General features: G+C 69.7%; 23 protein-coding genes, 1 other RNA gene and 2 pseudogenes. 17 read left to right on the top strand and 9 right to left on the bottom strand.

Annotated elements, in window-relative coordinates; all coding sequences use genetic code 11:
* On the top strand, positions 1-537 hold a 537-nt coding region (locus QZ588_RS14485; protein ID WP_295543656.1), incomplete at its 5' end, for a 2OG-Fe(II) oxygenase.
* On the opposite strand, the gene rpiA is transcribed toward QZ588_RS14485, so the two are convergent.
* On the bottom strand, positions 534-1,211 hold the full coding sequence (gene rpiA, locus QZ588_RS14480; protein ID WP_295543655.1) for a ribose-5-phosphate isomerase RpiA: 678 nt from the start codon (positions 1,209-1,211) through the stop codon (positions 534-536). The two genes, QZ588_RS14485 and rpiA, sit on opposite strands and share 4 nt — an antisense overlap.
* Positions 1,212-1,323: 112 nt before the next feature.
* On the opposite strand from rpiA, the gene ilvA reads away from it, so the two are divergent.
* The gene (gene ilvA, locus QZ588_RS14475) at positions 1,324-2,856 is read left to right on the top strand and encodes a threonine ammonia-lyase, biosynthetic (RefSeq protein WP_295543654.1); all 1,533 of its coding nucleotides are present in this window, start codon (positions 1,324-1,326) and stop codon (positions 2,854-2,856) included.
* A gap of 66 nt (positions 2,857-2,922) precedes the next feature.
* Here the strand turns inward: ilvA and QZ588_RS14470 are convergent, their stop codons facing one another.
* The 4 genes from QZ588_RS14470 to QZ588_RS14455 all read right to left on the bottom strand — a co-directional run bounded on the left by QZ588_RS14470 (position 2,923) and on the right by QZ588_RS14455 (position 4,278).
* The gene (locus QZ588_RS14470) at positions 2,923-3,522 is read right to left on the bottom strand and encodes a 5-formyltetrahydrofolate cyclo-ligase (protein ID WP_295543653.1); all 600 of its coding nucleotides are present in this window, start codon (positions 3,520-3,522) and stop codon (positions 2,923-2,925) included.
* Positions 3,523-3,545: 23 nt separating this feature from the next.
* A non-coding RNA gene (gene ssrS / locus QZ588_RS14465) (6S RNA) lies at positions 3,546-3,730 on the bottom strand.
* A gap of 15 nt (positions 3,731-3,745) precedes the next feature.
* On the bottom strand, positions 3,746-4,072 hold the full coding sequence (locus QZ588_RS14460; RefSeq protein WP_295543652.1) for a cell division protein ZapA: 327 nt from the start codon (positions 4,070-4,072) through the stop codon (positions 3,746-3,748).
* Positions 4,069-4,278, bottom strand: coding sequence for a TIGR02449 family protein (locus QZ588_RS14455; RefSeq protein WP_295543651.1), 210 nt, complete (start codon positions 4,276-4,278; stop codon positions 4,069-4,071). The genes QZ588_RS14460 and QZ588_RS14455 overlap by 4 nt, the downstream gene beginning before the upstream one ends.
* Positions 4,279-4,507: 229 nt before the next feature.
* On the opposite strand from QZ588_RS14455, the gene QZ588_RS14450 reads away from it, so the two are divergent.
* The 7 genes from QZ588_RS14450 to QZ588_RS14420 all read left to right on the top strand — a co-directional run bounded on the left by QZ588_RS14450 (position 4,508) and on the right by QZ588_RS14420 (position 11,497).
* A complete protein-coding gene (locus QZ588_RS14450; protein WP_295543650.1) occupies positions 4,508-5,086 on the top strand; it encodes a UPF0149 family protein in 579 nt (192 codons plus the stop codon).
* Positions 5,079-6,440: a Xaa-Pro aminopeptidase gene (gene pepP, locus QZ588_RS14445; protein ID WP_295543649.1), complete on the top strand. Its 1,362-nt coding sequence runs from the start codon at positions 5,079-5,081 to the stop codon at positions 6,438-6,440. The genes QZ588_RS14450 and pepP overlap by 8 nt, the downstream gene beginning before the upstream one ends.
* Before the next feature lie 2 nt (positions 6,441-6,442).
* Complete coding sequence (ubiH, locus tag QZ588_RS14440) at positions 6,443-7,720, top strand: 2-octaprenyl-6-methoxyphenyl hydroxylase (RefSeq protein ID WP_295543648.1); 1,278 nt, start codon at positions 6,443-6,445, stop codon at positions 7,718-7,720.
* A 129-nt stretch (positions 7,721-7,849) separates the two neighbouring features.
* Entirely contained in the window at positions 7,850-9,079 is a 1,230-nt protein-coding gene (locus QZ588_RS14435; protein ID WP_295543647.1) for a UbiH/UbiF/VisC/COQ6 family ubiquinone biosynthesis hydroxylase, read from the top strand.
* 109 nt (positions 9,080-9,188) lie between these two features.
* Positions 9,189-10,448 (top strand): ABC transporter permease, encoded by a 1,260-nt coding sequence (locus QZ588_RS14430; RefSeq protein ID WP_295543646.1) that lies wholly within the window; start codon positions 9,189-9,191, stop codon positions 10,446-10,448.
* 120 nt (positions 10,449-10,568) lie between these two features.
* On the top strand, positions 10,569-11,174 hold the full coding sequence (locus QZ588_RS14425; RefSeq protein WP_295543645.1) for a DUF3299 domain-containing protein: 606 nt from the start codon (positions 10,569-10,571) through the stop codon (positions 11,172-11,174).
* A 35-nt stretch (positions 11,175-11,209) separates the two neighbouring features.
* Complete coding sequence (locus tag QZ588_RS14420) at positions 11,210-11,497, top strand: hypothetical protein (RefSeq protein WP_295543644.1); 288 nt, start codon at positions 11,210-11,212, stop codon at positions 11,495-11,497.
* 90 nt (positions 11,498-11,587) lie between these two features.
* Here the strand turns inward: QZ588_RS14420 and QZ588_RS14415 are convergent, their stop codons facing one another.
* A complete protein-coding gene (locus QZ588_RS14415) occupies positions 11,588-12,004 on the bottom strand; it encodes a SufE family protein (RefSeq protein WP_295543643.1) in 417 nt (138 codons plus the stop codon).
* 292 nt (positions 12,005-12,296) lie between these two features.
* On the opposite strand from QZ588_RS14415, the gene QZ588_RS14410 reads away from it, so the two are divergent.
* Positions 12,297-12,944 (top strand): hemerythrin family protein, encoded by a 648-nt coding sequence (locus QZ588_RS14410; protein ID WP_295543642.1) that lies wholly within the window; start codon positions 12,297-12,299, stop codon positions 12,942-12,944.
* Positions 12,945-13,109: 165 nt separating this feature from the next.
* Here QZ588_RS14410 and QZ588_RS14405 read toward each other — a convergent pair whose 3' ends face one another.
* Positions 13,110-14,465, bottom strand: coding sequence for a glycosyltransferase (locus QZ588_RS14405; protein ID WP_295543641.1), 1,356 nt, complete (start codon positions 14,463-14,465; stop codon positions 13,110-13,112).
* A gap of 233 nt (positions 14,466-14,698) precedes the next feature.
* Here QZ588_RS14405 and QZ588_RS14400 point away from each other — a divergent pair, with 233 nt between their 5' ends.
* The 6 genes and pseudogenes from QZ588_RS14400 to pstB all read left to right on the top strand — a co-directional run bounded on the left by QZ588_RS14400 (position 14,699) and on the right by pstB (position 20,646).
* The gene (locus tag QZ588_RS14400; protein WP_295543640.1) at positions 14,699-15,001 is read left to right on the top strand and encodes a hypothetical protein; all 303 of its coding nucleotides are present in this window, start codon (positions 14,699-14,701) and stop codon (positions 14,999-15,001) included.
* Positions 15,002-15,259: 258 nt separating this feature from the next.
* A complete protein-coding gene (locus QZ588_RS14395) occupies positions 15,260-16,303 on the top strand; it encodes a substrate-binding domain-containing protein (RefSeq protein ID WP_295543639.1) in 1,044 nt (347 codons plus the stop codon).
* A gap of 146 nt (positions 16,304-16,449) precedes the next feature.
* A complete protein-coding gene (pstC, locus tag QZ588_RS14390) occupies positions 16,450-17,841 on the top strand; it encodes a phosphate ABC transporter permease subunit PstC (RefSeq protein ID WP_295543638.1) in 1,392 nt (463 codons plus the stop codon).
* Positions 17,792-18,331, top strand: a pseudogene (locus QZ588_RS18165) (DUF3333 domain-containing protein); the annotation flags it as partial. The gene pstC and the pseudogene QZ588_RS18165, both read left to right, overlap by 50 nt.
* Positions 18,332-18,877: 546 nt before the next feature.
* Positions 18,878-19,684, top strand: a pseudogene (pstA, locus tag QZ588_RS18160) (phosphate ABC transporter permease PstA); the annotation flags it as partial.
* Between the two features lie 98 nt (positions 19,685-19,782).
* A complete protein-coding gene (gene pstB, locus QZ588_RS14380; RefSeq protein WP_295543636.1) occupies positions 19,783-20,646 on the top strand; it encodes a phosphate ABC transporter ATP-binding protein PstB in 864 nt (287 codons plus the stop codon).
* 160 nt (positions 20,647-20,806) lie between these two features.
* Here the strand turns inward: pstB and QZ588_RS14375 are convergent, their stop codons facing one another.
* Positions 20,807-22,855: a GTP-binding protein gene (locus QZ588_RS14375; RefSeq protein ID WP_295543635.1), complete on the bottom strand. Its 2,049-nt coding sequence runs from the start codon at positions 22,853-22,855 to the stop codon at positions 20,807-20,809.
* A 134-nt stretch (positions 22,856-22,989) separates the two neighbouring features.
* On the opposite strand from QZ588_RS14375, the gene QZ588_RS14370 reads away from it, so the two are divergent.
* The gene (locus tag QZ588_RS14370) at positions 22,990-23,958 is read left to right on the top strand and encodes a L,D-transpeptidase family protein (RefSeq protein WP_295543634.1); all 969 of its coding nucleotides are present in this window, start codon (positions 22,990-22,992) and stop codon (positions 23,956-23,958) included.
* Positions 23,959-24,363: 405 nt separating this feature from the next.
* Here QZ588_RS14370 and QZ588_RS14365 read toward each other — a convergent pair.
* A partial coding sequence (locus QZ588_RS14365; protein WP_295543633.1) for a hypothetical protein occupies positions 24,364-24,561 on the bottom strand: 198 nt, incomplete at its 5' end.

The raw sequence follows: 24,561 nt of genomic DNA, 5'->3' as shown, positions 1-24,561 counted from the left end.
CAACTCTTCAAAGACGCCGACAAGCGCAAGGCCACCCACCAGGGGCTCACCGGCGCGCGCGTGGACAAGGCGCGCAAAGACTCGCTGGACCTGGCCGCCGCCAGCATTCCGCCCAAACTGCGGGCGCAATATGCCGAGCCCGTCGAGCAGTACTTCGCCCGGCTCGGCGAGGCCCACCAGGCCTATGTGGCGCGCTTCCCGGCGCTAGAGTATCCGCGCACCTTCGAGCACGGCGTCTACGGCTTCAATATCCAGCGCTACTACCCGGGTGGCCAGGCCTACCATGCGTGGCACTACGAAAACGCCCATCCCAAGGTGGCGCATCGCATCCTCGCCTGGATGACCTACCTGAACACGGTGCACGCCGGCGGCGAGACCGAGTTCCGGCACCAGGGCCTGAAGATCAAGCCGGAGCAGGGACTCACGCTCATCTGGCCCGCGGGCTTCACCCACACCCACCGCGGCCTGCCCCACCGGGACGGCCTGAAATTCATCATCACCGGCTGGTTCGAATACGCGCCGCGGGGGCGAGGTTAGGTATCGGCGGCTGCGCCTGGAGCCGCCAGCGTCCGCGGCCCGCTCTCGGCGCCCAGGATCAGCACGTCGGCGCCGCGCAGCGCGAAAATGCCGCAGGTGACCACGCCGGCGAGGTTGTTGAGCTGTTGCTCCAGCGCTTTGGGCTCCAAAATCTGCAGGCCCTGCACATCCAGGATGACGTTGCCGTTGTCGGTGACGTAACCTTCGCGCCACACCGGCGTGCCGCCGAGCTTCACCAACTGGCGGGCCACCAGGCTGCGGGCCATGGGGATCACCTCCACCGGCAGCGGGAAGGCCCCCAGCACGTCCACCAGCTTGGACTCGTCGGCGATGCAGACGAAGCGCTCGCTGGCGGCGGCGACGATCTTCTCGCGGGTGAGTGCGCCGCCGCCGCCCTTGATGAGGGCGAGATCGCGGTTGGACTCGTCGGCGCCGTCCACGTACAACGCCAGGTCACCGACGGCGTTCAGGTCAAGCACCGGGATGCCGTGCTGCCTGAGCCGCTCGCTGGAGGCCTCGGAGCTGGAGACGGCGCCGTCGATGCGGCCCTTCATGGTGGCCAGGCAGTCGATGAAGTGATTCACTGTGGAGCCGGTACCAACGCCGATGACACCGCCCTCGACGTAGTGCAGCGCCGCCTCGGCGGCCTGCTGCTTGAGCGCATTCTGATCCATGGTCCTGCCCCTGTGGTGCTGATGAAACTGACCCCGTGCATGATAGCAAAGGGCGTCGGCCCCCGGGCCCGGGACCACGAGGCTCGATTTCAGCCCCCAGACCCCTGCCCCCATGCCCGAAACCTACCTGGAGCGCATCCTGCGCGCACGCGTCTACGACGTCGCCACGGAGTCGCCGCTGACGCCGGCCAAGCTGTTGTCCAAGCGCCTCGGCAACCGGGTGTGGCTCAAGCGCGAGGACCTGCAGCCGGTGTTCTCGTTCAAGCTGCGCGGCGCCTACAACAAGCTGATGCACCTGAGCCCGGCGCAGCGCGCGCAAGGGGTCATCGCCGCCTCCGCCGGCAACCATGCCCAGGGCGTGTCCATGGGTGCCGCCAGGCTGGGCTGCGAGGCCACCATCGTGATGCCGCGCACCACGCCGGCCATCAAGGTGGAGGCGGTGCGCGGCTGGGGCGCCAGGGCGGTGCTGCACGGCGATTCCTTCGACGAGGCCTTTGCCCACGCGCAGACCCTCATCGCCGAGCGCGGACTCACCTTTTTGCACCCCTTCGATGATCCCGACGTCATCGCCGGCCAGGGCACCATCGGCATGGAGATCCTGCGCCAGCACCCGGAGCCGCCGGCGGCCATTTTCGTGCCCGTGGGCGGCGGCGGGCTCATCGCCGGCGTGGCGGCCTATGTGAAGCATCTGTACCCGCAGGTGCGCATCATCGGCGTCGAGCCGGAGGATGCCCCCACCCTGCACGCGGCCCTGGCCGCCGGCCGCCGGGTGGTGCTGCCGGAGGTGGGGCTGTTCGCCGACGGTGTGGCCGTGAAGCAGATCGGCGCCGAGACCTTCCGCATCGCCCGATACACGGTGGACGAGGTGGTGCTGGTGAGCACCGATGAGCTGTGCGCGGCCATCAAAGACATCTTCGACGACACCCGCGGCATCGCCGAGCCGGCGGGGGCGCTGGCGGTGGCTGGCCTGAAGCGCTGGGTGGCCCGGGAAGGGGCGGCGGATCTGAGCCTGGTGGCCATCGAGAGCGGCGCCAACATCAACTTCGACCGCCTGCGCCATGTGGCCGAGCGCGCCGAGCTGGGCGAGCGGCGCGAGGCCCTGTTCGCCGTGGGCATCCCCGAGCGCCCGGGCAGCTTTCTCGCGTTCTGCCGGGCCCTGGGCAAGCGCCAGATCACCGAGTTCAATTATCGCTTCGCCGATCAGCGCGAAGCCCATGTCTTCGCCGGCGTCCAGCTCAGCGGCGGCGCCGACGAGCGCGCCGAGCTGGTGCAACGGCTGCGCGCCAAGGGCTTCTCGGTGCTGGACATGAGCGACAACGAGACGGCGAAGCTGCACATCCGCTTCATGGTGGGCGGGCACGCGCCGGGCGTCAGCGACGAGCGCCTGATCCGCTTCGAATTCCCCGAGCGCCCGGGGGCGCTGCTCAACTTCCTCTCCAGCCTCGGCAGGCGCTGGAACATCAGCCTGTTCCACTACCGCAACCACGGCGCCGCCTACGGGCGCGTGCTCATGGGCATCCAGGTGCCGGATCACCAGCAGGCGGCGTTGCACCAGCTGCTCAGCGGCATCGGCTACCGGTTCTGGGAGGAAACGGACAACCCCGCGTACCGGTTGTTTGCGAGTGCCGGCTTGGGGGAGGGGTGAGGGGGTTTTTGGTTGTTGGTTGTTGGTTTGGGGTGGGGGCTCGGTACGAGGGCCTGGGATGCGGCCTCAGCCTTGATAGGTGCCGTTTTCGGTGACCACCGCGTCCAGGGGCACGTCCCAGGGCTGTGGCTGCAGCTGCTCGACGCGTTGGCAGTCGTGGGCGATACCCACCAGCAGTGGGCGGTGCCAGTGTCGGCGCCGGCGCAGGGGCGCCAGGCTGCGATCGTAGAAGCCCGCGCCCATGCCCAGGCGGTTGCATCGGGCATCGAACCCCACCAGGGGCACAAGCACCAGATCCAGCGCATGCACCGGCTGGATGTGCCGGCGCCGGCGCACGGGCTCGGGAATGCCGAAGCGGTTGGGGCGCAGCGGCTCGCCGGGTCGATGCCGCACGAACCAGAGCCGCCCGGGCGCATGACCGCGCAGCACCGGCAGATACCAGCGGCGGCCGCGGGCGGGCATGCGCTCCAGCAGCGTCCAGACATCGGGCTCGCCGTCGGCGGCGACATAGAGCGCGACCCGCTTGGCACCACGCAGCATGTGCATGCGCACCAGATGGTCGCAAATGGCGCGGGCGTTGGCCTGCTGCCGGCGGTGGCCGAGGGCGCGCCGGGCGGCACGCAGGTGCCGGCGCAACGCGCGGGTGCTGTTGGCTGCTTGGCTCAAGTGTGCGTGTGGAGGCGGGAGAGACACCCCCCACCTGTAGCGATGCAGCCCTTGTTCTTGAACCAGACGGTTCAAGGGGGGACGATGAGCGATTGCCTCAGGCTTTCCGCTCGGGGCGGACTTGCACACGGGCCACCGCGGCACGTCCCCAGGGTACGGATTAGGCTCAAGAAAATACCCGGGCCGCTGTCGGATACCGCAGGGGATGTCTTGGCACAAGAGGCTATACGGATTTTCCTGGGTCGTCCACCCCGGCCGTCGTCCCGCCCGTCCCGAGCGCGCCCTCGACGCGATCCTGCAGCCGCACCAGGCGCGCGGTGTCGGCGGCCGAGACGGTGGTGCGCTGCATCAGCTCGAAGATGACGTTGAGCGCTGCCATGACGGCGATGCGATCGGCACCGATGACTCGCCCGTTCTGGCGCACTTCCCGCATGCGCTTGTCGAGCAGCCGCGCCGACTCCATCAGGCCCTGCTCGTCGCCGGCCGTGCAGGCGATGCGGTAGTCTTTGTCCAGGATCTGGACGGTGACCGGTATAGATTCATCGCTCATAGTTGCTCCTCCATCGACTTCAGCCGTGCCACCATCGCCTCTACCTTGCTGCGGGCCAGTTCAGTTTTTTCGATCAGCTCGGCTCGCTCGGTCACCAGATGCTGCTGGCTCGCGCGCAGCGAGGCGTTTTCGTCGCGCAGCCGCTCGAGCAGGCGGAGCAAATCCTCCACCCGCTGCTCTAACCGGTCGAGATCGAAATCACGCATGGCGCCCGAGCCTTGCCGCAAGCCGTTGTTCTGCTGGGTTCCGCACTATAGGGTCGGGTCGACGACGGGTCAATTGAAGCAAGGCCCCCGAGCCGCCAAATCGCGCACAAATAACCAAGCCGCTCGCTGACACGGCGGCGGACGCGTCATAATGATGCCAGTACGCAACCAGCCCAGCTCGCCAGCCCCACTCGCCAGCCCAGCCGCCGAAGCCCCAGGCCCCGTCCCGATGAGCAATGATCCAGATCCCGCCGCCGCCCCGGACCACGACGAGCTCGAGCGCCTGCTCTTGCCGAGTGCCTTGTCCTGCTCCGCCGCCGAGGCGCATGGCATCTACTGCGGCCTGCTGGCCAGCGGTGCCGACGCCGCGCGCGAGCGTTGGCTCGCCGAGCTGCTGCCCACAACGGAGCCCGCCGCCGCCGATGCCGCCGCCGATGCCGACGGCGAGGCTCGGCGCTCGGCGCTCGGCGCTCTGGCCACGGCCACGGACGCCGCGCTCGCCGACACGGCAGAGGCCTTCCATCCATTGCTGCCGGCGGAGGATCGGCCCCTGCGCGAGCGCGCCACGGCGGTGCACGGCTGGACCCGCGGCCTGCTCTATGGCCTCGGCGTCGCCGACCTGGATCAATCGCGGCTGACACCGCAGACGCGCGAAGTGCTCGACGACCTCATGGAGGTGACCCGCATGGATCTGGACGCCATCGAGGAAACCGCCGAGAACGAAGATGCCCTCGCCGAGGTGCTGGAGTTCCTGCGGGTGGCGGCGCTGTTGCTGCGCGAGCAAGACACGCCGGTGCGTCATGACTGAGCCCACCGCCCTGCCCCACAAGCTGGCCAAGGCCCTGCGCCGCCGCCGCCGCGAGCTGAGCCGCGCCATCGGTCCCGACGGCGTGCTGGTGGTGCCGGCGGCGCGCGAGGTGACCCGCAACCGCGACGTGCACTATCCCTTCCGCCAGAGCAGCGACTTCGCCTGGCTCACGGGCTTCCCGGAGCCGGACGCCGTGGCCGTGCTGGCGCCCAAGCACCAAGACGGCGAGCTCGTGCTCTTCTGCCGGCCCCGCGACCCGGAGCGCGAGGTGTGGGATGGCCACCGCTTTGGCACCGAGGGCGCCGTGGCGCACTTTGGTGCGGATGCGGCGCACCCCCTCTCGGCGCTCGACGAGACGCTGCCGGCGCTGTTGGCGGACCGCAAGCGCGTGCACTACCCGCTGGGCGTGGATGCGGACTTCGATCTGCAGATCATGGGCTGGCTGCGGGCGGTGCGTGCCCAGGCCCGCAAGGGCGTGAGCGCGCCGACCACGCTGGTCAGCTCCGATGAGCTGCTGCACGAGCGCCGTCTTGTCAAGGACAAGGGCGAGCTCGCCACCATGCGCCGCGCCGCCGCCATTTCCGCCGCCGCCCACCGCCGGCTGATGCAGACCTGCCGTGCGGGCCTGAACGAGCAACAGCTGGAGGCGACCTTCCTGCACGCCTGCGCCGAGGGCGGGGCGCGCTTCCAGGCCTATCCGCCCATCGTCGGCGGCGGCGCCAACGCCTGTGTGCTGCACTATGTGGATAATGCCGCGGTGCTGCGCGACGGCGATCTGGTGCTGGTGGATGCGGGCTGCGAGCTGGACGGCTATGCCTCCGACATCACCCGCACCTTCCCGGTGAACGGCCGCTTCAGCGCCCCCCAGCGCACGCTCTATGAGCTGGTGCTGGCCGCCCAGCGCGCGGCCATCGCCGCCGTCAAGCCCGGCAAGCGCTGGGATGCCCCGCACAAGGCGGCGCTCAAGGTGCTCACGCGCGGCCTGGTGGACCTGGGCTTCATCGAGGGCAGTCGCGACGACCTGCCCCAGCTCATCAAGGACGAGAAATACAAGCCCTTCTACATGCACCGCACCGGCCACTGGCTGGGCATGGACGTGCACGACGTGGGCCGCTACAAGCAACACGGCAAGTGGCGGGCACTCGAACCGGGCATGGTGCTGACCGTGGAGCCGGGCCTCTACATTGCGCCGGATGCGGAGGTGCCCGCGGAATTTCGCGGCATCGGTATCCGCATCGAGGACGACGTGCTGGTGACCGCAGACGGCCATGAGGTGCTCTCCCGCGATGTGCCCAAGGACGTGGAAGCCATCGAGCGCCTGATGGCCAGCGGCGCTTCGAGCCAGGAGACCTGAGCATGCAGGACTACGATGTGGTCATCGTCGGCGGCGGCCTGGTGGGCGGCAGTCTGGCCTGCGCGCTGGCCGGCGGCGGCCTGCGGGTGGCGGTGGTGGAGGCGGCCACGGCGCAGGCGCCGCAGGGCGCGGTGGCCGGCGGCGCGCCGCCGGCGCAGTACGACGAGCGGGTCATCGCCCTGTCCCTGGCCAGTCGCCGCATCTTCGAGGGCCTCGGCATCTGGCCGGCCCTGGCGGGCGCCGCCGAGCCCATCCGCCATGTGCATGTGTCCGACCGCGGCCACTACGGCTTCGCCCACCTGGACGCCGCCGATGAGGGCGTGTCGGCACTGGGCTATGTGGCGCCGGCCCGGGCCATCGGCACCGCCATCGAGGGCCGCCTGACCCGCGCCGACGGCGTCGAGCTGCTGCGCCCGGCGCGCCTCGGCGGGCTGCGCATCCAACCGCAGCATGCCGACCTGGAAGTGGCCGTCGACGGCGTCTCCCGACTGCTGCGCACGCGTCTGGTGGTGGCCGCCGACGGCGGCGACTCCGTGGTGAGAAAGCGCCTGAAGCTCGGCGTGCGCGAGCACCGCTACGGCTACGACGCCATCATTTCCACGGTGACGCCCGATCGGCCGCAGCCCGGCACGGCCTACGAGCGTTTCACCCGCTCGGGCCCACTGGCGATGCTGCCGATGACCGGCGGGCGCTGGTCGGTGGTGTGGACCGCGCACGAGCGCGATACCCCGGCGATCCTGGCCCTGGACGACGCAGCCTTCCTGGCCACGCTGCAACGGCGCTTCGGCGGCCGCTTGGGCGTGCTGACCAAGCCCGGGCGGCGCATCGCCTATCCGCTGCGCCTGGTGCTCGCCAGGGAGATCACGCGCCCGCGGGTGGCCCTGGTGGGCAACGCCGCCCACACGCTGCACCCGGTGGCGGGCCAGGGCTTCAACCTGGGGCTACGCGACGTCGCCGAGCTGGCCGACCTGCTGATCACGGCCCAGCGCACCGGCCGCGACCCCGGCGGGCCGGCGGTGTTGAACGGCTACCGTCAGCGCCGCAGCCCGGACCAGCGCGCCGTCGCGCTGGTGACCGACACCCTGGCCCGGCTCTTCGTGAACCCCTTCCCCCCGGTGCGCGCCGCCCGCGATGCGGGCATGCTGGCGCTGGACCTGTGCCCGACGGCCCGGCACGCGCTGGCGCGGCGGTTCATGGGCCTCGGCGGCCGGCTGCCGCGGCTCGCGCGCGGGCTGCCGGCGGTGTCCGAGTCACGGGTATCGCCTGTGGATGCGGGTTGATGGCGAGCCGTCCCGGCCGGCGCGAACAACGCCAATCCATGGGCGCTCACCCAACCTGAGCATTCGCCTTGCCGTCGCATCACTCGAAGCCCGAAACTCGACTCCCGATCCTCGTCCCAAGCACGATTCATGGCCCAAGATACCCGCGACTTCGACATCATCATTCTGGGCGGCGGCATGGTCGGCGCCGCATTGGCTTGCGCCTGTCGTGGGCGGGGCTGGCGCATCGCCGTGCTCGACGGTGCGGCGCCGGCGCGCGACTGGCCCGCCGGCGAGGTGGATCTGCGGGTGTCGGCGCTGAGCCGCGCGAGCCAGCGCATCCTCCAGCGCCTGGGCGCCTGGCCGCGCATGGTGGAGATGGGCGTGAGCGTCTACCGCGAGATGCACGTCTGGGATGCCGTGGGCGGGGCCGCCATTCACTTCGACAGCGCCGATCTCGGCGAGCCGGATTTGGGGCATATCGTGGAGAACCGTGTCACCCGCCTGGCCCTTTGGGAGCTGCTGGAGGCCGCCGAGGATGTCACGCTGTTCTGCCCCGCGCAGGTGGAAGTGCTGAGCATCGGCGAGGCCGGCGCCCGTGCCGTGCTCGCCGACGGCCGGGTGCTGCCCGCGCGGCTGGTGGTGGGGGCCGATGGCCGCGATTCCCTGGTGCGCACGGTGCTCGGCATCGCCACCGGCGGCTGGGGCTACGACCAGCGCGCCATCGTCTGTAACGTGGAGCCCGCCCACTGGCATCGGGAGACCGCCTGGCAGCGCTTTCTGCCCACGGGCCCGCTGGCCTTTCTGCCGCTGGCGGATGGGCGCTGCTCCATCGTCTGGTCCGCGGACGAGGACCGCGCCGAGGCGCTGCTCGGCCTGGACGATGCCGCCTTCATCAGCGAGCTGGAGCAGGCCTTTCAGTCGCGCCTGGGCCCGATCCTCTCGGTGGGACCACGCGCGGCCTTCCCGCTGCAGATGCAGTACGCCAAGAGCTACGTGCGCCCGCGGGCGGCCCTGGTGGGGGACGCGGCCCATGCCATCCACCCCCTGGCGGGCCAGGGCGTGAACCTGGGCCTGCTCGACGTCGCCGCCTTGAGCGACGCCCTGGCGCACGCCCACAGCCACCAGCGCGACATCGGCGGCCTCGCGACCCTGCGCCGCTACGAGCGCGCCCGCCGCGGTGACAACCTGCTGATGCTCACGGCCATGGATGCCTTCAAGCGCACCTTCGGCAACCGCATCCCGCCGCTGGTGGCGGCGCGCAATCTGGGGCTGTTCGCGGCCGACCGCCTGGGGCCGCTGAAAAAGGCCTTCATGCGCCAGGCGCTGGGACTCGGCGACGAGCTGCCCCCCCTGGCCCGGGCCGACGCCGAGCATTGAGCCGGGGGAGCGCATGGTCAGCCGGCATGGTGGGGTGCGTTGCTCATCGCTTCCCGGGCCGGCTGACCAGCAACGACGCACCAACGGGATGCCGTAGCGAGGCGCGCCCATGCCCATTCTGTCCCTCGCCTTCAGGAGCCTGCTCAACCGCCGCATCACGGCGCTGCTGACGCTCGCCTCCATCGCGCTCAGCGTGGCGCTGCTGGTGGGCGTGGAGCGCCTGCGCACGGAAACCCGCGCGAGCTTCGCCAGCACCATCGCCGGCACGGACCTCATCGTCGGCGCCCGCAGCGGGCCGGTGCAGCTGCTGCTGTACTCGGTGTTTCGCATCGGCAACGCCACCAACAACATCTCCTGGCAGAGCTACCAGGACCTCGCCGCCCAGCCCCGGGTGGCCTGGACGGTGCCCTTGTCTCTCGGCGACTCCCACCGCGGCTTCCGCGTGCTGGGCACCACGGATGCTTATCTGGCGCACTATCGCTATGGTCGCGACCAGCCCCTCGAGATCGCCGCCGGCGCCTGGCTGGATGATCTGTTCGATGCCGTGCTCGGCGCCGAGGTGGCCGAGCAGCTCGGCTACCGCGTCGGCGACGCCCTCACCATCGCCCACGGCGCCGGCGACGTCGCCTTCGCGCGCCACGACGACAAGCCCTTTCGCGTGGCGGGCATCCTGGCACGCACCGGCACGCCGGTGGATCGCACCGTGCACGTGGGCCTGGGCGCCATCGAGGCCATCCACGTCGGCTGGCGCGGCGGCGCCCGCACACCGGGCATCGGGATAAGCGCCGAGCGCGTGCGGGAGATGGACCTCACGCCCAAGGCCATCACCGCCGTGCTGGTGGGCCTGGACTCGCGCATCGCCACCTTCGGCGTGCAGCGCTGGGTGAACGACTACCCGGAAGAACCCCTGCTGGCGGTGCTGCCGGGGGTGGCCCTGGCCGAGCTCTGGTCGCTGCTGAGTGTGGCCGAGAACGCGCTGCTGGTGGTGTCGGCCTGTGTGGTGCTGGTGGGGCTCATCGGCATGCTGACGGCGCTGCTGATCGGCCTCAACGAGCGCCGGCGGGAGATGGCCATCCTGCGCTCCGTCGGCGCCCGGCCCGCCCAGGTGCTGGCGCTCATCGTCGGCGAGGCGGCCTTCCTGACCCTGCTCGGGCTCGCCGCCGGCGTCGGGCTGCTGTACCTGCTGCTGGCGGCGGCGCAGCCCGTGCTGGCCTCCGAGCTCGGGCTGTTCATCGCCATCGGCGCCCCGAGCCTGCGGGAATGGCTGCTGCTGGCGACGGTGCTCAGCGCCGGGGTGCTCGCCGGCGTGCTGCCCGGCTGGCGCGCCTACCGCATGTCCCTGACCGACGGCTTGTCCATCCGCGTCTAGGGCGCCGCCGCGGCGTCCACCCAGGCGGCGACGGCAACGCAACAGCCGGTCACTCGCGCCCGCCGCCGATCGTCCCCATCTTCCCTGCCACCGCCGTCGCTGGAGCCGCCGCAAACACCGATGAACGCCGACACCACGCCGCGCCGCCGGGCGCCCGCCATCCCGTGGCTTATGCTGACGCTCACCCTCGTCGCCTGCGGCGACGACGGCGGCGGGCTCAGCAGCGACGAATTGGCGGCGACGCCCCCGCCCGCCGCACTGGCGGACGGCCCGGAACTGGAATGGGATGACCTGATCCCGACGGACTGGCGCCCGGACAAGCTCTTCGAAGACTACGACGTCGGCAATCTCGAGGACGACGACCCGCGCGCCGACGCCCTGATGGATCAGCTCGGGACCCTGTGGGCGGAGGCGCCGGTGGTGCCGGAGCTCGACGGCCATCGGGTCAAGCTGCCGGGCTTCGTGGTGCCCCTCACCACGGACGCGGCGGTGATCCGAGAATTTCTGCTGGTGCCCTACTTCGGCGCCTGCATCCACGTGCCACCACCGCCGCCGAACCAGACCGTGCATGTGGTCACCAGCGACGACGGCGCCTATCGTGGCGAGCTCTTCGACACCGTGTGGGTGGAAGGCACGATGCGCGTCGAGCAATTCAACGACGATCTGGGCGACGCCAGCTACCGCATCGATGCGGTGCGCGTCAGCGCGTACGAGGAAGAGCCCTGAGCGCGGCCCGCCGACAGGCCCGGAGCGGGACGTCCTTGGCGATGCTCGCGCTGGCGAGTGTGTTGCTGACGCCGGCGGCGGCCGCGGTTTGTCACGTCCATCCACCCGCCGCCGACGAGCCGGTGCCCCGGCTGCTGGGCCCCTATGCCGATGCGGCCGCCTGCGAGCGCGAGCGGCGCCTGCGCTTCGGCGCCGCCGGACGCTGCCATTGCACCGCCGCGTTCACCCCCGGCTGGCTCGGCCCGCAGGCCCTGGACCGCCCGGCGCGGGCCGGCGACGACCGCCCCCCGCGTGGTGCGGCGCCGCAATCGCCGCTGCCTTGAGCCGGCGCAGGCGCAGGGTGCGCCATCGCCAGACGTCTTGGTGTGGCGCACTCAGCGCCGACGGCCCGGCCCCGGGGCGGTGTGCGCCCGTCAGCGGCCCCGCAGATTCCGGGCGATCCGGAACACCCGCTCGATGAAGTGCTCCATGCCCGCACGGCGATTCGCACTCAGGTGCTCAGCGAGCCCGGTGCCGGCGATGTAGGCCCTGGGATCGGTTTCCAGCACCGCCTCCGGCGTCTTGCGCTGGAAGGGCACCAGCAGCAGTGCCACCAGGCCCCGCACCAGCGGCGTCTCCGCATCGGCGCGGTATTCGATCAGGGGCGGGTCGTCGTCGGTGAGATTGCCGGTGAGCCAGGTCTTGGTATTGCAGCCCTTGACCAGGTTCGCATCGGTCTTCTCGCTCTCGGCAACCGGCAACAGCTCACGACTCAGCTCGCCGATGAACTCGTAACGGGCCTCCCAGGTGTCGAGCACCTCGAAGGCATCGAGAACGTCTTTCGTATTCATGGTATGCCGCTCCAGCGGTTGTGGCCGCGCTTATGGCATCAGTGCACACCGCAGGCGGCGCAGGCGTCAAGGGCTCGCACAGGGGGCGTGGCACGGATAACCCCCGTTTGGGGTCGGTATCCGTCGGGCAGCTGACCAATGGTCCCCCGTTTGCGGACTGGTAAAAACCATAATTTTAGTTATACTTTTCCCAGATGATCACTCCGGGCGCACGGGTTGAGTCGGACCGTCGGCGGCCATCGGCCAGCCGCCACGGCCCGCACCCGCGCACGCCCCCAGCCGGAGCCCGTCCATGGCATTCCTGCGTGCGCTGTCCGATTACGGAACGGCGATGACTGGCACAGTCTTCGCACCAACCATAACCCACCGAACGCCATCAGCCGGCGCCACGCCCCGCGCCGCGGCGGCGCACGAGGCGAGGGTCCCCTTCTTTCGCTGGCGTGAGCAGTGGTGTGTCGGCATCGATGCATTGGACCGGGACCGCCGCGCGATCGCGGCCATCCTGAACTACATTGCCATGCGCTTCGGCGACGACAACAGCATCGAGGGCACGCGTCTGCCTGTGCCGCGGGCCGCGGCCGAGCCCTCGGCGCTGCGCTATTGGCTGGCGGCGCTGCGCGAGCGTGCACGGGCGCATTTCGCGCGGGAAGAGGCGCTGATGCGCATGACGCACTACCCCGACACCGCCGAGCACGCCGGTGAGCATGCATTGATGCTCGCCGAGTGCACGACACTGATGCGCGAGATCGCCGCTCGCGGCGATGAGCGCCTGCGCCTGGCCGATCTCGATGCGCTGAAGCAGTGGTTCATGGGCCATGTGCTGGATATGGACAAGCACCTCGGCCATTACCTGCGGGCTCACGGCGTCAGCGCCCTGCCCACCCAGCCCATGACCCAGCCCATGACCCAGCCCATCCCCAGGCAGATACCCCAGTGCTGACGTCCCGTTGAGGCGCCATTGATGCACTCCCGCACGGGTGTCGCAGGCGCGCCTGGATACAAGCCCGGCGAAGCCGGACATCCGGCCCATGCGCGGCCCATGCGCACGGGCAACCGCATGCGCGCCACACCGGCGCCCGACGACCCACGCCCCGCATAGAGACGCTCAGCGCGTGCCCGTGCCCTGTGCATAGCGCGTCTGCAAGCCGGCGGTGGCCGCCTCGTCATCGCTCGCTGCAGCGGCTTCCGCCTGCATGCCAGCGGGCATCCCAAGGGGGTCTGCGTCCATTTCGTGTACGCGCGCCCGCACATCCGGCGCGCCGGGCTCGCATTGGGACCGGGACTTGCCGGGCGCCGGTGCGGATGCCGACGCGCCGTCGCAGACTTGGCCGTAGAGCGCCAGCATGCGCTCGGCCATGGCCCGCGCCGACCAGCGTTCCGCATAGGGCCGCGCGCGGGCCCGCAGGGATGCGCGCAGCGACGGCTCGGTGAGCAGCCGCACCGTCTTTTCGGCGAAGTCTGCGGCGTCGTCGCGGGCAATGAGACAGCCCTCGCCGTCGCACAGCACCTCGCGGGTGCCCATTTCTGCCGTGGCCACCACGGGCGTTCCCAGGGCGAGGGACTCCAGCAGTACCAAGCCCTGGGTTTCGGTGCGGGACGCGAACACGAAGGCATCGCCCGCCGCGTAGCAGTCCTCCAGCGAGCCGTCCCGGTTCAGATAGCCGAGAAAACGCACCCGGTCGGCGATGTCCAGTCGGCGTGCCAGGGCCTCGAGCTGGCGACGGGCGGGTCCTTCGCCGGCGATCACCAGCAGCACATCGGGCACCACAACCCGCACCCGCGCCAGCATGTGCAGCAGGAAGTCGCAGTTCTTCTCGAACGCCAGCCGGCCCACATGCACCAGCAGCGGCTGATCGTCCGCAATATCGTGGCGACGGCGGAAGGCGGCGCCATCGCCGGCCCGAAACTTGCCCAGGTCGATGCCCGTCGGCACCACCTCGGCGGCCGTGCGCACGCCGTAGCGCGTCAGCACTTCCAGCATGGCCCGGGATGGCACGGCCAGGGCGTCCACATCCTCGCACTGGGCCGTCGAGAAGCGCCGCGCGGCGTAGCGCATCCAGGCCCCGGGCACCAGCGGCACGTATTTGTCGAGGTATTGCTCGAAAAACGTATGATAACTGGCCACCACCGGTACGCCGAGCCGCCGCGCCAGCGCCTGACCCGCGTAGTGTGCGATGAAGGGGGTGTGGATATGCACCAGGTCGAAGTCCGCCGCTTGCAGGCGCGCGTGGTGCTTGCGGATTCGGCCCCAGCGGATGATGCGGTCTTCCGGATCGAAGAGAAAGTACCGCGACGGCAGCCGGATCACCTCGAAGGGCTCGGTCTGCGCCTCCCCGTAGTCCGGCGCCAGCAGCGTGACCTGATGGCCGAGCCGGACGAATTCCCGGGCGAAGGTCTGGATCGACGTCGAGACACCATTGACCCGGGGAAAATAGACGTCGGAAATCATCAACACGCGCATGGGTCGCAGTTCGCGGCCGGGCCGCGTCGTCTTATTGGGGGAGAACAGCCGTGGCATGGTACCAAGACACCTTGAGGAGGCCTCGCGCATTGGCCGGGTGGGCCCGCCGCCGCGGGCGGGGGACCGCCGGTGAGCGCGGGTGCCGCGTGCACGCCGGCCCGGGCCGGAACGGTGCTGGGCGCACGCCGCACCTCGTCTGCGCTCTGATATGGGGGCTGACATGGGGGCTGCTGGTGTTGCCGACACCGCAGGCGGCGGAACAGACACTCTGGGGCTATGGCGTGCGTCCCTGCGAGGCCTATCTGGCGGCGCTCGGCGCGGCGCAGAGCGGTGATGCCGGCGAGCTGACGCGCTATGAGGATTGGCTCGCGGGCTTCGTCTCGGCGCTGAGCCTGGCCCTCGGCGGGGATGTGCTGCGAGACGCCGAGCTGACGGCGGCCATGCGTGGCGTGCGCGGCGCCTGCGAGGATGATCGCGACCAGGACTTCTTCAACGCAACCATGGACCTTATTCGTCGCACCGGGCGCCTGCCCTGAGCGCGCGTGCGGTGTGCGAGCCTGCAGGCGCGCGGCCCGCAGGGCCTGGGCTCCAGGGCCCGAACATCGGCCTTCGGGGTGCCTCGGCCACGGGGCGGGGCCGGGCGGCGGCCGTCGGACCAACGCCCTCGCACATGGCTTAAGACCCTGTACCCAGCCTGGAATTGTCATCAAAGAGACATGTTTCAGTCATAGAAGCTAAACCTCCGCGGTCCAGAATGGGTGGCTCAGTAAGCTCATCCAATCGGAGTCGCATCCATGAAGAAGCACTTGCTCGCCGTGGCCGTGATCAGCGCCGCCAGCGCATCCACCGGGGTCATGGCACGGGATACCATCAACATCGTCGGCTCGTCCACCGTCTTTCCCTTCGCCACCGCCGTGGCGGAGCAGTTCGGTAACACCACCGACTTCCCGACGCCGAAAATCGAGTCCACCGGCTCCGGCGGCGGCATGAAGTTGTTCTGCGCCGGTATCGGCGTGGAGCATCCGGATGTCACCAACGCCTCGCGCCGCATGAAAGTCTCCGAGTTCGAGATGTGCCAGGACAACGGCGTGGACGAAGTGGTCGAGGTGAAGATCGGCTACGACGGCATCGCCATGGCCAACTCGAAGGAGGCGGGCCAGCTGGAATTCACGCCGCGCGATGTCTGGCTGGCTCTCGCCAAGGATGTGCCGAACCCTGAGGGCGGCGAGGAGCTGGTGGCGAATCCTTACAAGACCTGGCAGGAAGTGAACCCGGACCTGCCCGACGTGGCCATCGAGGTGCTCGGCCCGCCGCCCACCTCCGGCACCCGCGACGCCTTCGCCGAGCTGGCCATGGAGTCAGGCTGCAAGACCTTCGACTGGATCAAGGCCATGAAGTCGGAGGACAAGTCCAAGTACAAGGCCGTCTGCCATGGCGTACGTGAGGACGGTGCCTACGTCGAGGCCGGCGAGAACGACAACCTGATCGTGCAGAAGCTGGAGGCGAACCCGGACGCCATTGGCGTCTTCGGCTTCAGCTTCCTGGATCAAAACCTGGACAAGCTGCAGGGCTCCAAGATCGACGGCGTCGCGCCCACCTTCGACAGTATCGCCAACGGCGAGTATCCGGTCTCGCGCTCGCTCTACTTCTACGTGAAGAAAGCACACGTCGGCACCGTGCCCGGCATCGAGGAGTACGTGACGGAGTTCACCAGCGACAAGGCCTGGGGCACCGACGGCTACCTGGTCGATAAGGGCCTGATTCCGCTGCCCGAAGACATGCGCGCCGAAGTGGCCGACGCCGCCCAGGGCATGCAACCCATGTCGAGTCCGAAATAAGCGGCCATCATACGCGCAGGCGCGTGTCGACAATCAGCCAGGGGCTGCGCGCTCGGCGGTAGTCCGAGCGGCTACCGCCGCTCCCGATGGCGCCGCCGGCCAATGGGCCGTCGGCGCTCACGTTTTTCCGCCACCCTGTCCCGCCTATGTCTCAATTCCTGCTGCTCGCGGTGGTTCTTGCCGCCATGGCCTTCGCCTTTCAGGTGGGGCGCAACCGTGCCATACGCACCGCCGGGGGGCCCACCGGTATCAAGGATCTGCATTCGCTGCCCGCGTACTACGGCTGGTACGTCGCCATTTGGGCCGGTCTGCCGGCGCTGCTGGTGCTGCTCGCCTGGGTGGGGCTGGAGGAGCGCATCATCACCCTGCTACTGGTGCAGGGGCTGCCGCCGTCGCTGACCGAGGGGCTGTCGGACGGGCGCGTCGGGCTGCTGGTGAACGACATCAAGAATCTCGCCACCGGCGGCATCACCTCCGGCGATCCGACCCCGGCGGTACAGGCCGCCGCCGAGCGCTATCGGCGTTGGCTGGGCATCGCCGACGCTGCCCGGTGGGCGCTGGTGCTGGTCGTCGTGCTGGGCGGACTCAGCGTTGCCTGGCGCCGGCTCTCGCCTGCATTTCGCGCGCGCAACCGCGTGGAGGCGACGCTGCTCGGCATTTTGGTGCTGTTCTCGTCCATCGCCATCCTGACCACGCTGGGCATCGTGCTGTCGGTGCTGTTCGAGTCGGTGCTGTTTTTCCAGCGCGTGCCCTGGACGGAGTTCCTCTTCGGGACGCAGTGGAGCCCGCAGATCGCCCTGCGGGCGGATCAGGTGGGCGCCAGCGGCGCCTTTGGCGCGGTGCCGCTGTTCACCGGCACGCTGCTGATCTCCGCCATCGCCATGCTCATCGCCGTGCCCATCGGCCTGCTCTCGGCCATTTATCTGTCCGAATACGCAGCGCCCCGACTGCGCGCCTGGAGCAAGCCGACGCTGGAGGTGCTGGCGGGCATTCCGACGGTGGTCTACGGTTTCTTCGCCGCGCTGACGGTGGCCCCCTTCATGCGCGAGCTGGGCGAGTCGATCGGTCTGGACGTGGCCTCCGAGAGCGCGCTCGCCGCCGGCGCCGTGATGGGCATCATGATCATCCCCTTCGTGTCATCCCTGTCCGACGATGTCATCAACGCCGTGCCCCAGTCCCTGCGCGACGGCTCCTACGCCCTGGGCGCCACCCAGGCCGAGACCATCAAGCGCGTCATCCTGCCGGCGGCGCTGCCGGGCATCGTCGGCGGCGTGCTGCTGGCCGTCTCCCGGGCCATCGGCGAGACCATGATCGTGGTCATGGCCGCCGGGCTCGCGGCCAACCTGACGGCCAACCCCCTGGAGAGCGTCACCACCGTCACGGTGCAGATCGTCACCCTGCTCACGGGCGACCAGGAGTTCGACAGCGCCAAGACCCTCGCGGCCTTTGCCCTCGGGCTCACCCTCTTCGCCGTGACGCTGACACTCAATGTCATCGCGCTGCACATCGTGCGCAAGTATCGAGAGCAGTATGAATAGCACCGCCACCGCGCCCAGGCGCCCCATCGACATCGTCAATGCCAGCCTGAAGCGGCGCTATGGCGCCGAGCGGCGGTTTCGCTGGCTCGGCCTCATCGCCGTCATGCTGGGGCTGGGCTTCGTCGCCCTGCTGCTCGTGAGCATCGTCAGCAAGGGCTACACGGCCTTCTGGCAGACCTACATCCAGTTGCCGGTGACGCTCAGCGCCGCCGACATCGACCCGAAGGGCGTCATCACCGCCGCCGACACCGCCGCCGAGACGCGTCGCAAGGCGCTGGTGCGGGCCAACTTCCGCACCCCGGTGCGCGACGCCCTGCGGGCACAGTTCCCGGACGTCAGCGGCCGCACCGACCGGCGGGCGCTGAACGCGCTCATCAGCGGCGGCGCGGCGCTGCAACTGCGCCACCTGGTGAGCGAGGACCCGGCGCTCATCGGTACCGAGCAGACCCTGTGGCTGGTGGCCGATGACGATGTGGACATGTTCATGAAGGGTCGCTCCACACCCATCGACGAGCAGCCGGGCGCCGGCGAGGCACGGCCCTCGGCCGCCACCGGTGACATCACGCTCACCGCCGCCGCCGACGACTTCACCCGCATCACCACCAGCGTGCGCGGCTTCCTCGAGCGCCGGACCGAGCGATTGGACCGCGACATCGCCCGCCTGGAGCGTATCCTCGCCGACCTCGCCGGCGAGGGCGCGCAGATCAGCGCCGCCATGGACGACGCCGATGCCGCGGCGCGCGACCGGCTGGAAGACCGCGCGGCGCGCGTCGACGACCGCAGCGGGCAGATCGCGCGCAAGCTCGAGCGCACCCGGGGCGAGCGCGAGGCGCTCGGCGCCCGGCTCGCCGCCGCCGCCGCGGGTGAGCCCCTAGCCCTCTCCGACGAGATGCCCAGCTTCATGGTGGCCATCAACGGCGGCATGGTGAAGGTGCAAGAGGCCACCGCGGACCGGCTGTCCGGGACCGTGGTCAGCACGCTGGCGAGCGCCGACCCGGCGCCACCCGGCACTTGGCGCCTGCTGGAGCTGCGCACCCCCGAGGACGACCGCCGCCTGTCGGACCGCCAGGTCGCCTGGATCTGGCAGCTGGAGCAGCGCGGCCTCATCGAGCAGCGCTTCAATACGCTGTTCTTCACCAACGGCACCTCCCGCGAGCCGGAGCTCGCCGGCATCGCCGCGGCCCTGGTGGGCTCGTTCTACACCCTGGTGCTGACGCTGCTGTTCAGCTTCCCCATCGCCGTGGGCGCGGCGCTGTACCTGGAAGAGTTCGCGCCGAAGAACCGCTTCACGGATCTGATCGAGGTGAACATCAACAACCTCGCCGCGGTGCCGTCCATCGTCTTTGGACTGCTGGGGCTCGCGGTGTTCATCAATGTCTTCGGTGTACCGCGCTCCACGCCGCTGGTGGCGGCGATGGTACTGACGCTCATGACCCTGCCCACCATCATCATCGCCAGCCGCGCGGCGCTGAAAGCCGTGCCCCCCTCCATTCGCGAGGCGGCGCTGGGCGTGGGCGCGTCACCGCTGCAGACCCAGTTTCATCATGTGCTGCCGCTGGCGCTGCCGGGTATGCTGACGGGCACCATCATCGGCATGGCACAGGCATTGGGAGAGACGGCACCGCTGCTCATGATCGGCCTCATCGCCTTCATCGTGGACATCCCCGGGGGCCTCACCGACCCCGCCACGGTGCTGCCGGTGCAGATCTTCATGTGGGCGGACAGCCCCGAGCGCGGCTTCGTCGAGCGTACCTCCGCCGCCATCATGATCCTGCTCGCCTTCCTGGTGCTGATGAACCTCGCCGCCGTGCTGCTGCGTCGACGCTTCGAACGGCGATGGTGACGCGGCCGGCGCGCGCAACATGGCGCGAGGGGCGAGGCGGATGGCCCCGGCGCACCTCACCGCCCGAAACCCGACAGTCGAAACGCGAAGGTCAACCCATGAGCACCACAGCAGAAGCCATCGATACCAACACCGGCAACCTGCGGGCGGCGGACTTCGACGGCGAGCGCGCCTTCGAGGGCACCCTCGGCGACATCACCACCCGCGAGCCGCGCATGGAATGCCGGGCGGTGAACGTCTGGTACGACGCCAACCACGCCATCCGCGAGGTGAGCCTCGATATCGGCAAGCACGAAGTGGTGGCCATGATCGGCCCGTCGGGTTGCGGCAAGTCCACCTTCCTGCGCTGCCTGAACCGCATGAACGACACCATCCCGGCGGCCCGCGTCACCGGCTCCATCAAGCTCGACGGCCGGGAGGTGCTGGACCGCGGCATCGATGTGGTGCCCCTGCGTGCACAGGTGGGCATGGTGTTCCAAAAGCCGAATCCCTTCCCGAAGTCCATCTACGAGAACATCGCCTACGGGCCGCGCATCCATGGGCTGGTGAACCACAAGAGCGAGCTGGACGAGCTGGTGGAAACCAGCCTGAAGCGCGCCGGCCTCTGGAACGAGGTCAAGGACCGACTCGGCCAGCCCGGCACCGGCCTCTCGGGCGGTCAGCAGCAACGCCTGTGCATCGCCCGCACCATCGCCGTGTCGCCGGAGGTGATCCTGATGGACGAGCCCTGCTCGGCCCTGGACCCCATCGCCACCGCGGTCATCGAAGAGCTCATCGCAGAGCTGAAGCAGGATTACAGCATCGCCATCGTCACCCATAGCATGCAGCAGGCGGCGCGCGTGTCCGAGCGCACGGCCTATTTCCATCTGGGCGACTTGCTGGAAGTGGGTGCGACGGCCCAGATCTTCGAAGACCCGCAGCACCACCTGACCCGGGCTTATGTGACCGGCCGCTTCGGCTGACACGCGCGCAGTCGGCGGGGCGTCCAGCGCCGCGGTGCAACCCGTCCGGGATCTGGATGCCTTGATGGCCCGTCGTCGCGCGCCGCGGGTCGATGGCAACACCGGCGGCCAAGCGCCCGCGAAGCGCTGCCGCAGGGCCGCGGTCGCCCCCGCCCCGCGGCTAGGCGGCGGCTATAACATCGAAACGTGCAAACTGCATGCTGAACTGCCCGCGTCCGTGGGTGAGGCTGCGCAGCTCGGTGGCATAGCCGAGCAGCTTGGCGAGCGCCGCCTCGCAAACCACGGCCGCCGTACCGTCGCTCGTGTCCGTTGACTGGATGACGGCCTGGCGCTGCTGAAGATCGCCGAGGACGCTGCCGAGATTGTCCTCCGGCACCACGACGTCCACGCGCATGACGGGCTGCAGCACGCAGGGCGCCGCCGCCGCCAGGGCTTTGCCGAGGGCACGGGCCGCCGCCGCCGCCAGCGCATCCGGCGTGGACTGGGCACCGAACAGCTCCACCCCGGCAACGCTGACGACCACGTCCGCGACGGGTGCCGCCTGCAAGGGGCCCGCGGCGAGGCCCTGGGTGAGGCCGCGGCGCAGGGCGTCGTGCTGCTCGGCCGTCAGCGCCGCGCCCGCCGGCAGGACCGCGGGCTCCAGTTCCAGGCGGTTGCCGGCGCCGCGGGCCGCCGGGCGCACCTGCACAGTGACGCCGGCGGTCAGCTCGGGATGCTTGCTGTCGGGACTCGGCGGGCTGGTGTACAGAAAGCCGGTGCTCGCCTCGGCGGTGATGCTCTCGCGGCTGGCCACCGCCGGCCGGCCGCTGCGCACGCCGACGCCGAACTCGCGCGCCAGGCGCTCCAGCACGATCTGCAAATGCAGCTCGCCCATGCCCCGCAGCAGGCGCTGTCCGGTGTCCGCATCCTCGGCGACGGCCAGGGTCGGGTCTTCCTGGATCACCTTGTCCAGGGCCTCCAGCAGGCGCGCCTCGTCGGTGCCCGCGCCGGGCTCGATGGCCAGGCTCAGCACCGGCTGGCGGGCGTCGATGCGCTCCAGCAGCAGCGGGTGATCCGGATCGCAGAGGGTGTCGCCGGTGCCGGCGTGCCTGAGTCCGGCCAGCAGCACGATCTGCCCCGGCTCGGCGCCGTCGAGCCGCTGCTTGCGCCCGGCGTCGGTATCGAAGATCCGTGCCACCTGCTCGGTCACCGTCTGGCCGTCGGGCGCGACGAAGCTCACGCGATCGCCGGGCTGTAACCGATTGCGGTAGACGCGGACAAAGCAGTGGCGGCGCCCATCCCAGAGCTGCACCTTGAACACCAGGGCGGCGAACGGGCCAGCCGCACCGAGCACGAGGTCTTCGGTGCCGCCATCGGGGCGTCGCGCCAGCGCCGGCGGGCGGTCGAGGGGCGCCGGCAGCAGGTCCACGGCGGCATCCAGCAACGGCTGCACGCCGACGTTGCGCAAGGCACTGCCACCGAGGCAGGGAAAGAGCGTACCCGCCAGCGTGCCCTTGCGCAGCGCGGCGATGACGTCGGCGGCATCCGGCTCCTCGCCGCCGAGCACCTGGTCGGCCAGTGCCTCGTCGGCGTCGGCGGCGGCGAGCAGCAGGGTCTCGTGCAGACCGGCATAGCGCTGCCACAGGGGCTCGGGGCAGGGCTCGATGGCGAGCGTCTCCCCCTGTTCGCCGCCGAAGCGGATCAGGGTGCGGTGCAGCAGATGCACCACGGCGTGCGCCGCCTGGCCCTGCTCGTCGAACACCGGCACCGTCAGCGCCACCGGGGTGACCCCCAGCTTGGCCTCGATGGCCTTGAGACAGCGCGCGAAATCCGCGCCGGGGCGGTCCATTTTGTTCACGAAGAACAGCACCGGCAGGCCGAAGCGGCAGCGCTGGCGCCAGACGGTCTCGGTCTGCGGCTCGACGCCCCGCACGCCGTCCAGCACGATGATGACCCCATCGAGCACGCGCATGGATCGCTCCACCTCGATGGTAAAATCTACATGCCCCGGGGTATCGACCACCTGCAGCACATGCGCCCGCCAGGGCGCCTTGGTGACTGCGGCGGTAATGGTGATGCCGTGCTGCTGCTCTTCGGCCATCCAGTCCATGTGGGCAGCGCCGTCATGCACTTCGCCGATCTTGTGCGAGGCGCCGGTATAGAAGAGCATGCGCTCGGTGAGCGTGGTCTTGCCGGCATCGACGTGCGCAGCCACGCCGATGTTGCGCACGGCCGACAGTTGCTGGGGACCGCCGCCGGTCCTCTGTGCAAAGGGGCGTCCAACGCGCTTCGCGGGCCCAGGCCCATGGTTTGACTTTGCGTGGCGGCTCATAGCGTGTTAGCGAGTACTCACGGAGAATACAAATGCCTGATCAGAACGGCTTTCCACCATCCGCGACGCGACGCCGCGCCGGCACGACCCTGCGGGCGGCCTTACTGCTCTGCGCCGTGGCGCTGCCGACGGCGGCCGGCGCAGACATCTATCGGATCGGCGAAGGCGACAGTGTCATCGGCACACCCTTCTATGTAAAGACCGACGCCGACCACACGCTGCTCGACGTCGGGCGCCACTACGGCTCCGGCTACGACGAGATGAAACAGGCCAACCCGACGGTGGACGTCTGGATGCCCGGCGACGACCAGGACGTGCTGGTACCCGACTTCCATGTGCTGCCGGACACCGCGCGCGAGGGCCTGGTGATGAACCTCCCGGAGAAGCGGCTCTACTACTACCACTCCCCCACCGAGGTGGAGGTGTTCTCGGTGGGCATCGGTCGCGAAGGCTGGGAGACGCCCGTGGGCACCTACTCGGTCATCGAGAAGATCAAAGACCCCACCTGGACGCCGCCCGCGTCCATCCGTGCCGAGTACGAGAAGCGCGGGGTCACCCTGCCGGCGGTGGTCCCCGCCGGCCCCGAGAACCCCCTCGGCGCCTACGCCATGCGCCTGAGCAACCCGAGCTACCTCATCCACGGCACCAACAAGCCCTGGGGCGTCGGCATGCCGGTCAGCTCGGGCTGCACGCGCATGTACCCGGAAGACATCGAGGCCCTGTTCCCGAAGGTCGAGCAGGGCACGCCGGTGCGCATCGTCGACCAACCCTACAAGGTCGGCTGGCGCGGCGACCAGCTCTACCTGGAAGTGAACCTCACCGATGGCCAGTCCCCGGACTCACCGCGAGATGTGATACCGGCGACACACGCCAACGCCGACGGCGTGATGGTGGACTGGGACGAGGTTCGGCGCGCACTGCAGGAGAACTCGGGCCTGCCGCGTCTGGTGGGCACCCGCCAGGGCGCAAAGACCTGGCACAGGCTGGAGTCGGTGTTCTGAGCAAAGCCGGAGTCGGCCGGGTAGCGCAAATCGTTGACGACGGCGCGGCGATGGGGCGACCCGTCAGGACGACTCATCGACGCCACAGTGTGTGACGTCGCAGGGGCGAGGGGACGGCCAACACCCGGCAGATGTGCCTGGGATACGCAGTATCAGGTAAAGCCCCAGGGCATTTTCGGGATGGGCGTACTGCCATTCCCGGGTGAAGCCGGCGGTGGCGATGACGGCAATCACCGGGCGAATGTCGGTTAGGGGGGCGAATGTCGGTTAGGGGATGGCGCCGGTGCGGGTGTCTGGTACGGGTGCGTGGCGCGAATGAGTGAGTGTGATCCGGGGGGCCGACCGGCCAGCGTTGCACCAATGCGCATTGCGCTGGCGGCCGACCCGCAGCCAAGCCGCGGCTGCTTACTTGGCCATGACGCGCTGATACATGCGGTTGATACGCTCCTCATTCGCCTCACAGCAGGCCTGAGCCGCGTTGGCGGCATCCATGGCGGCCTGGGCCATGTCGCGGGCCTCCTGGTCGGTGGCGCAGCCGCCGAGCAGCGATGCGCTCAACAGGGCAGCGGCGGACAGGGAAGCGAGCTTGACGTTCTTGGTCAT

The sequence above is a fragment of the uncultured Thiohalocapsa sp. genome, assembly GCF_913062725.1.
Classification (GTDB): domain Bacteria; phylum Pseudomonadota; class Gammaproteobacteria; order Chromatiales; family Chromatiaceae; genus Thiohalocapsa.
Note: the sequence above shows the minus strand (reverse complement) of the source record. Positions and strands in the feature narration are given on the sequence as shown.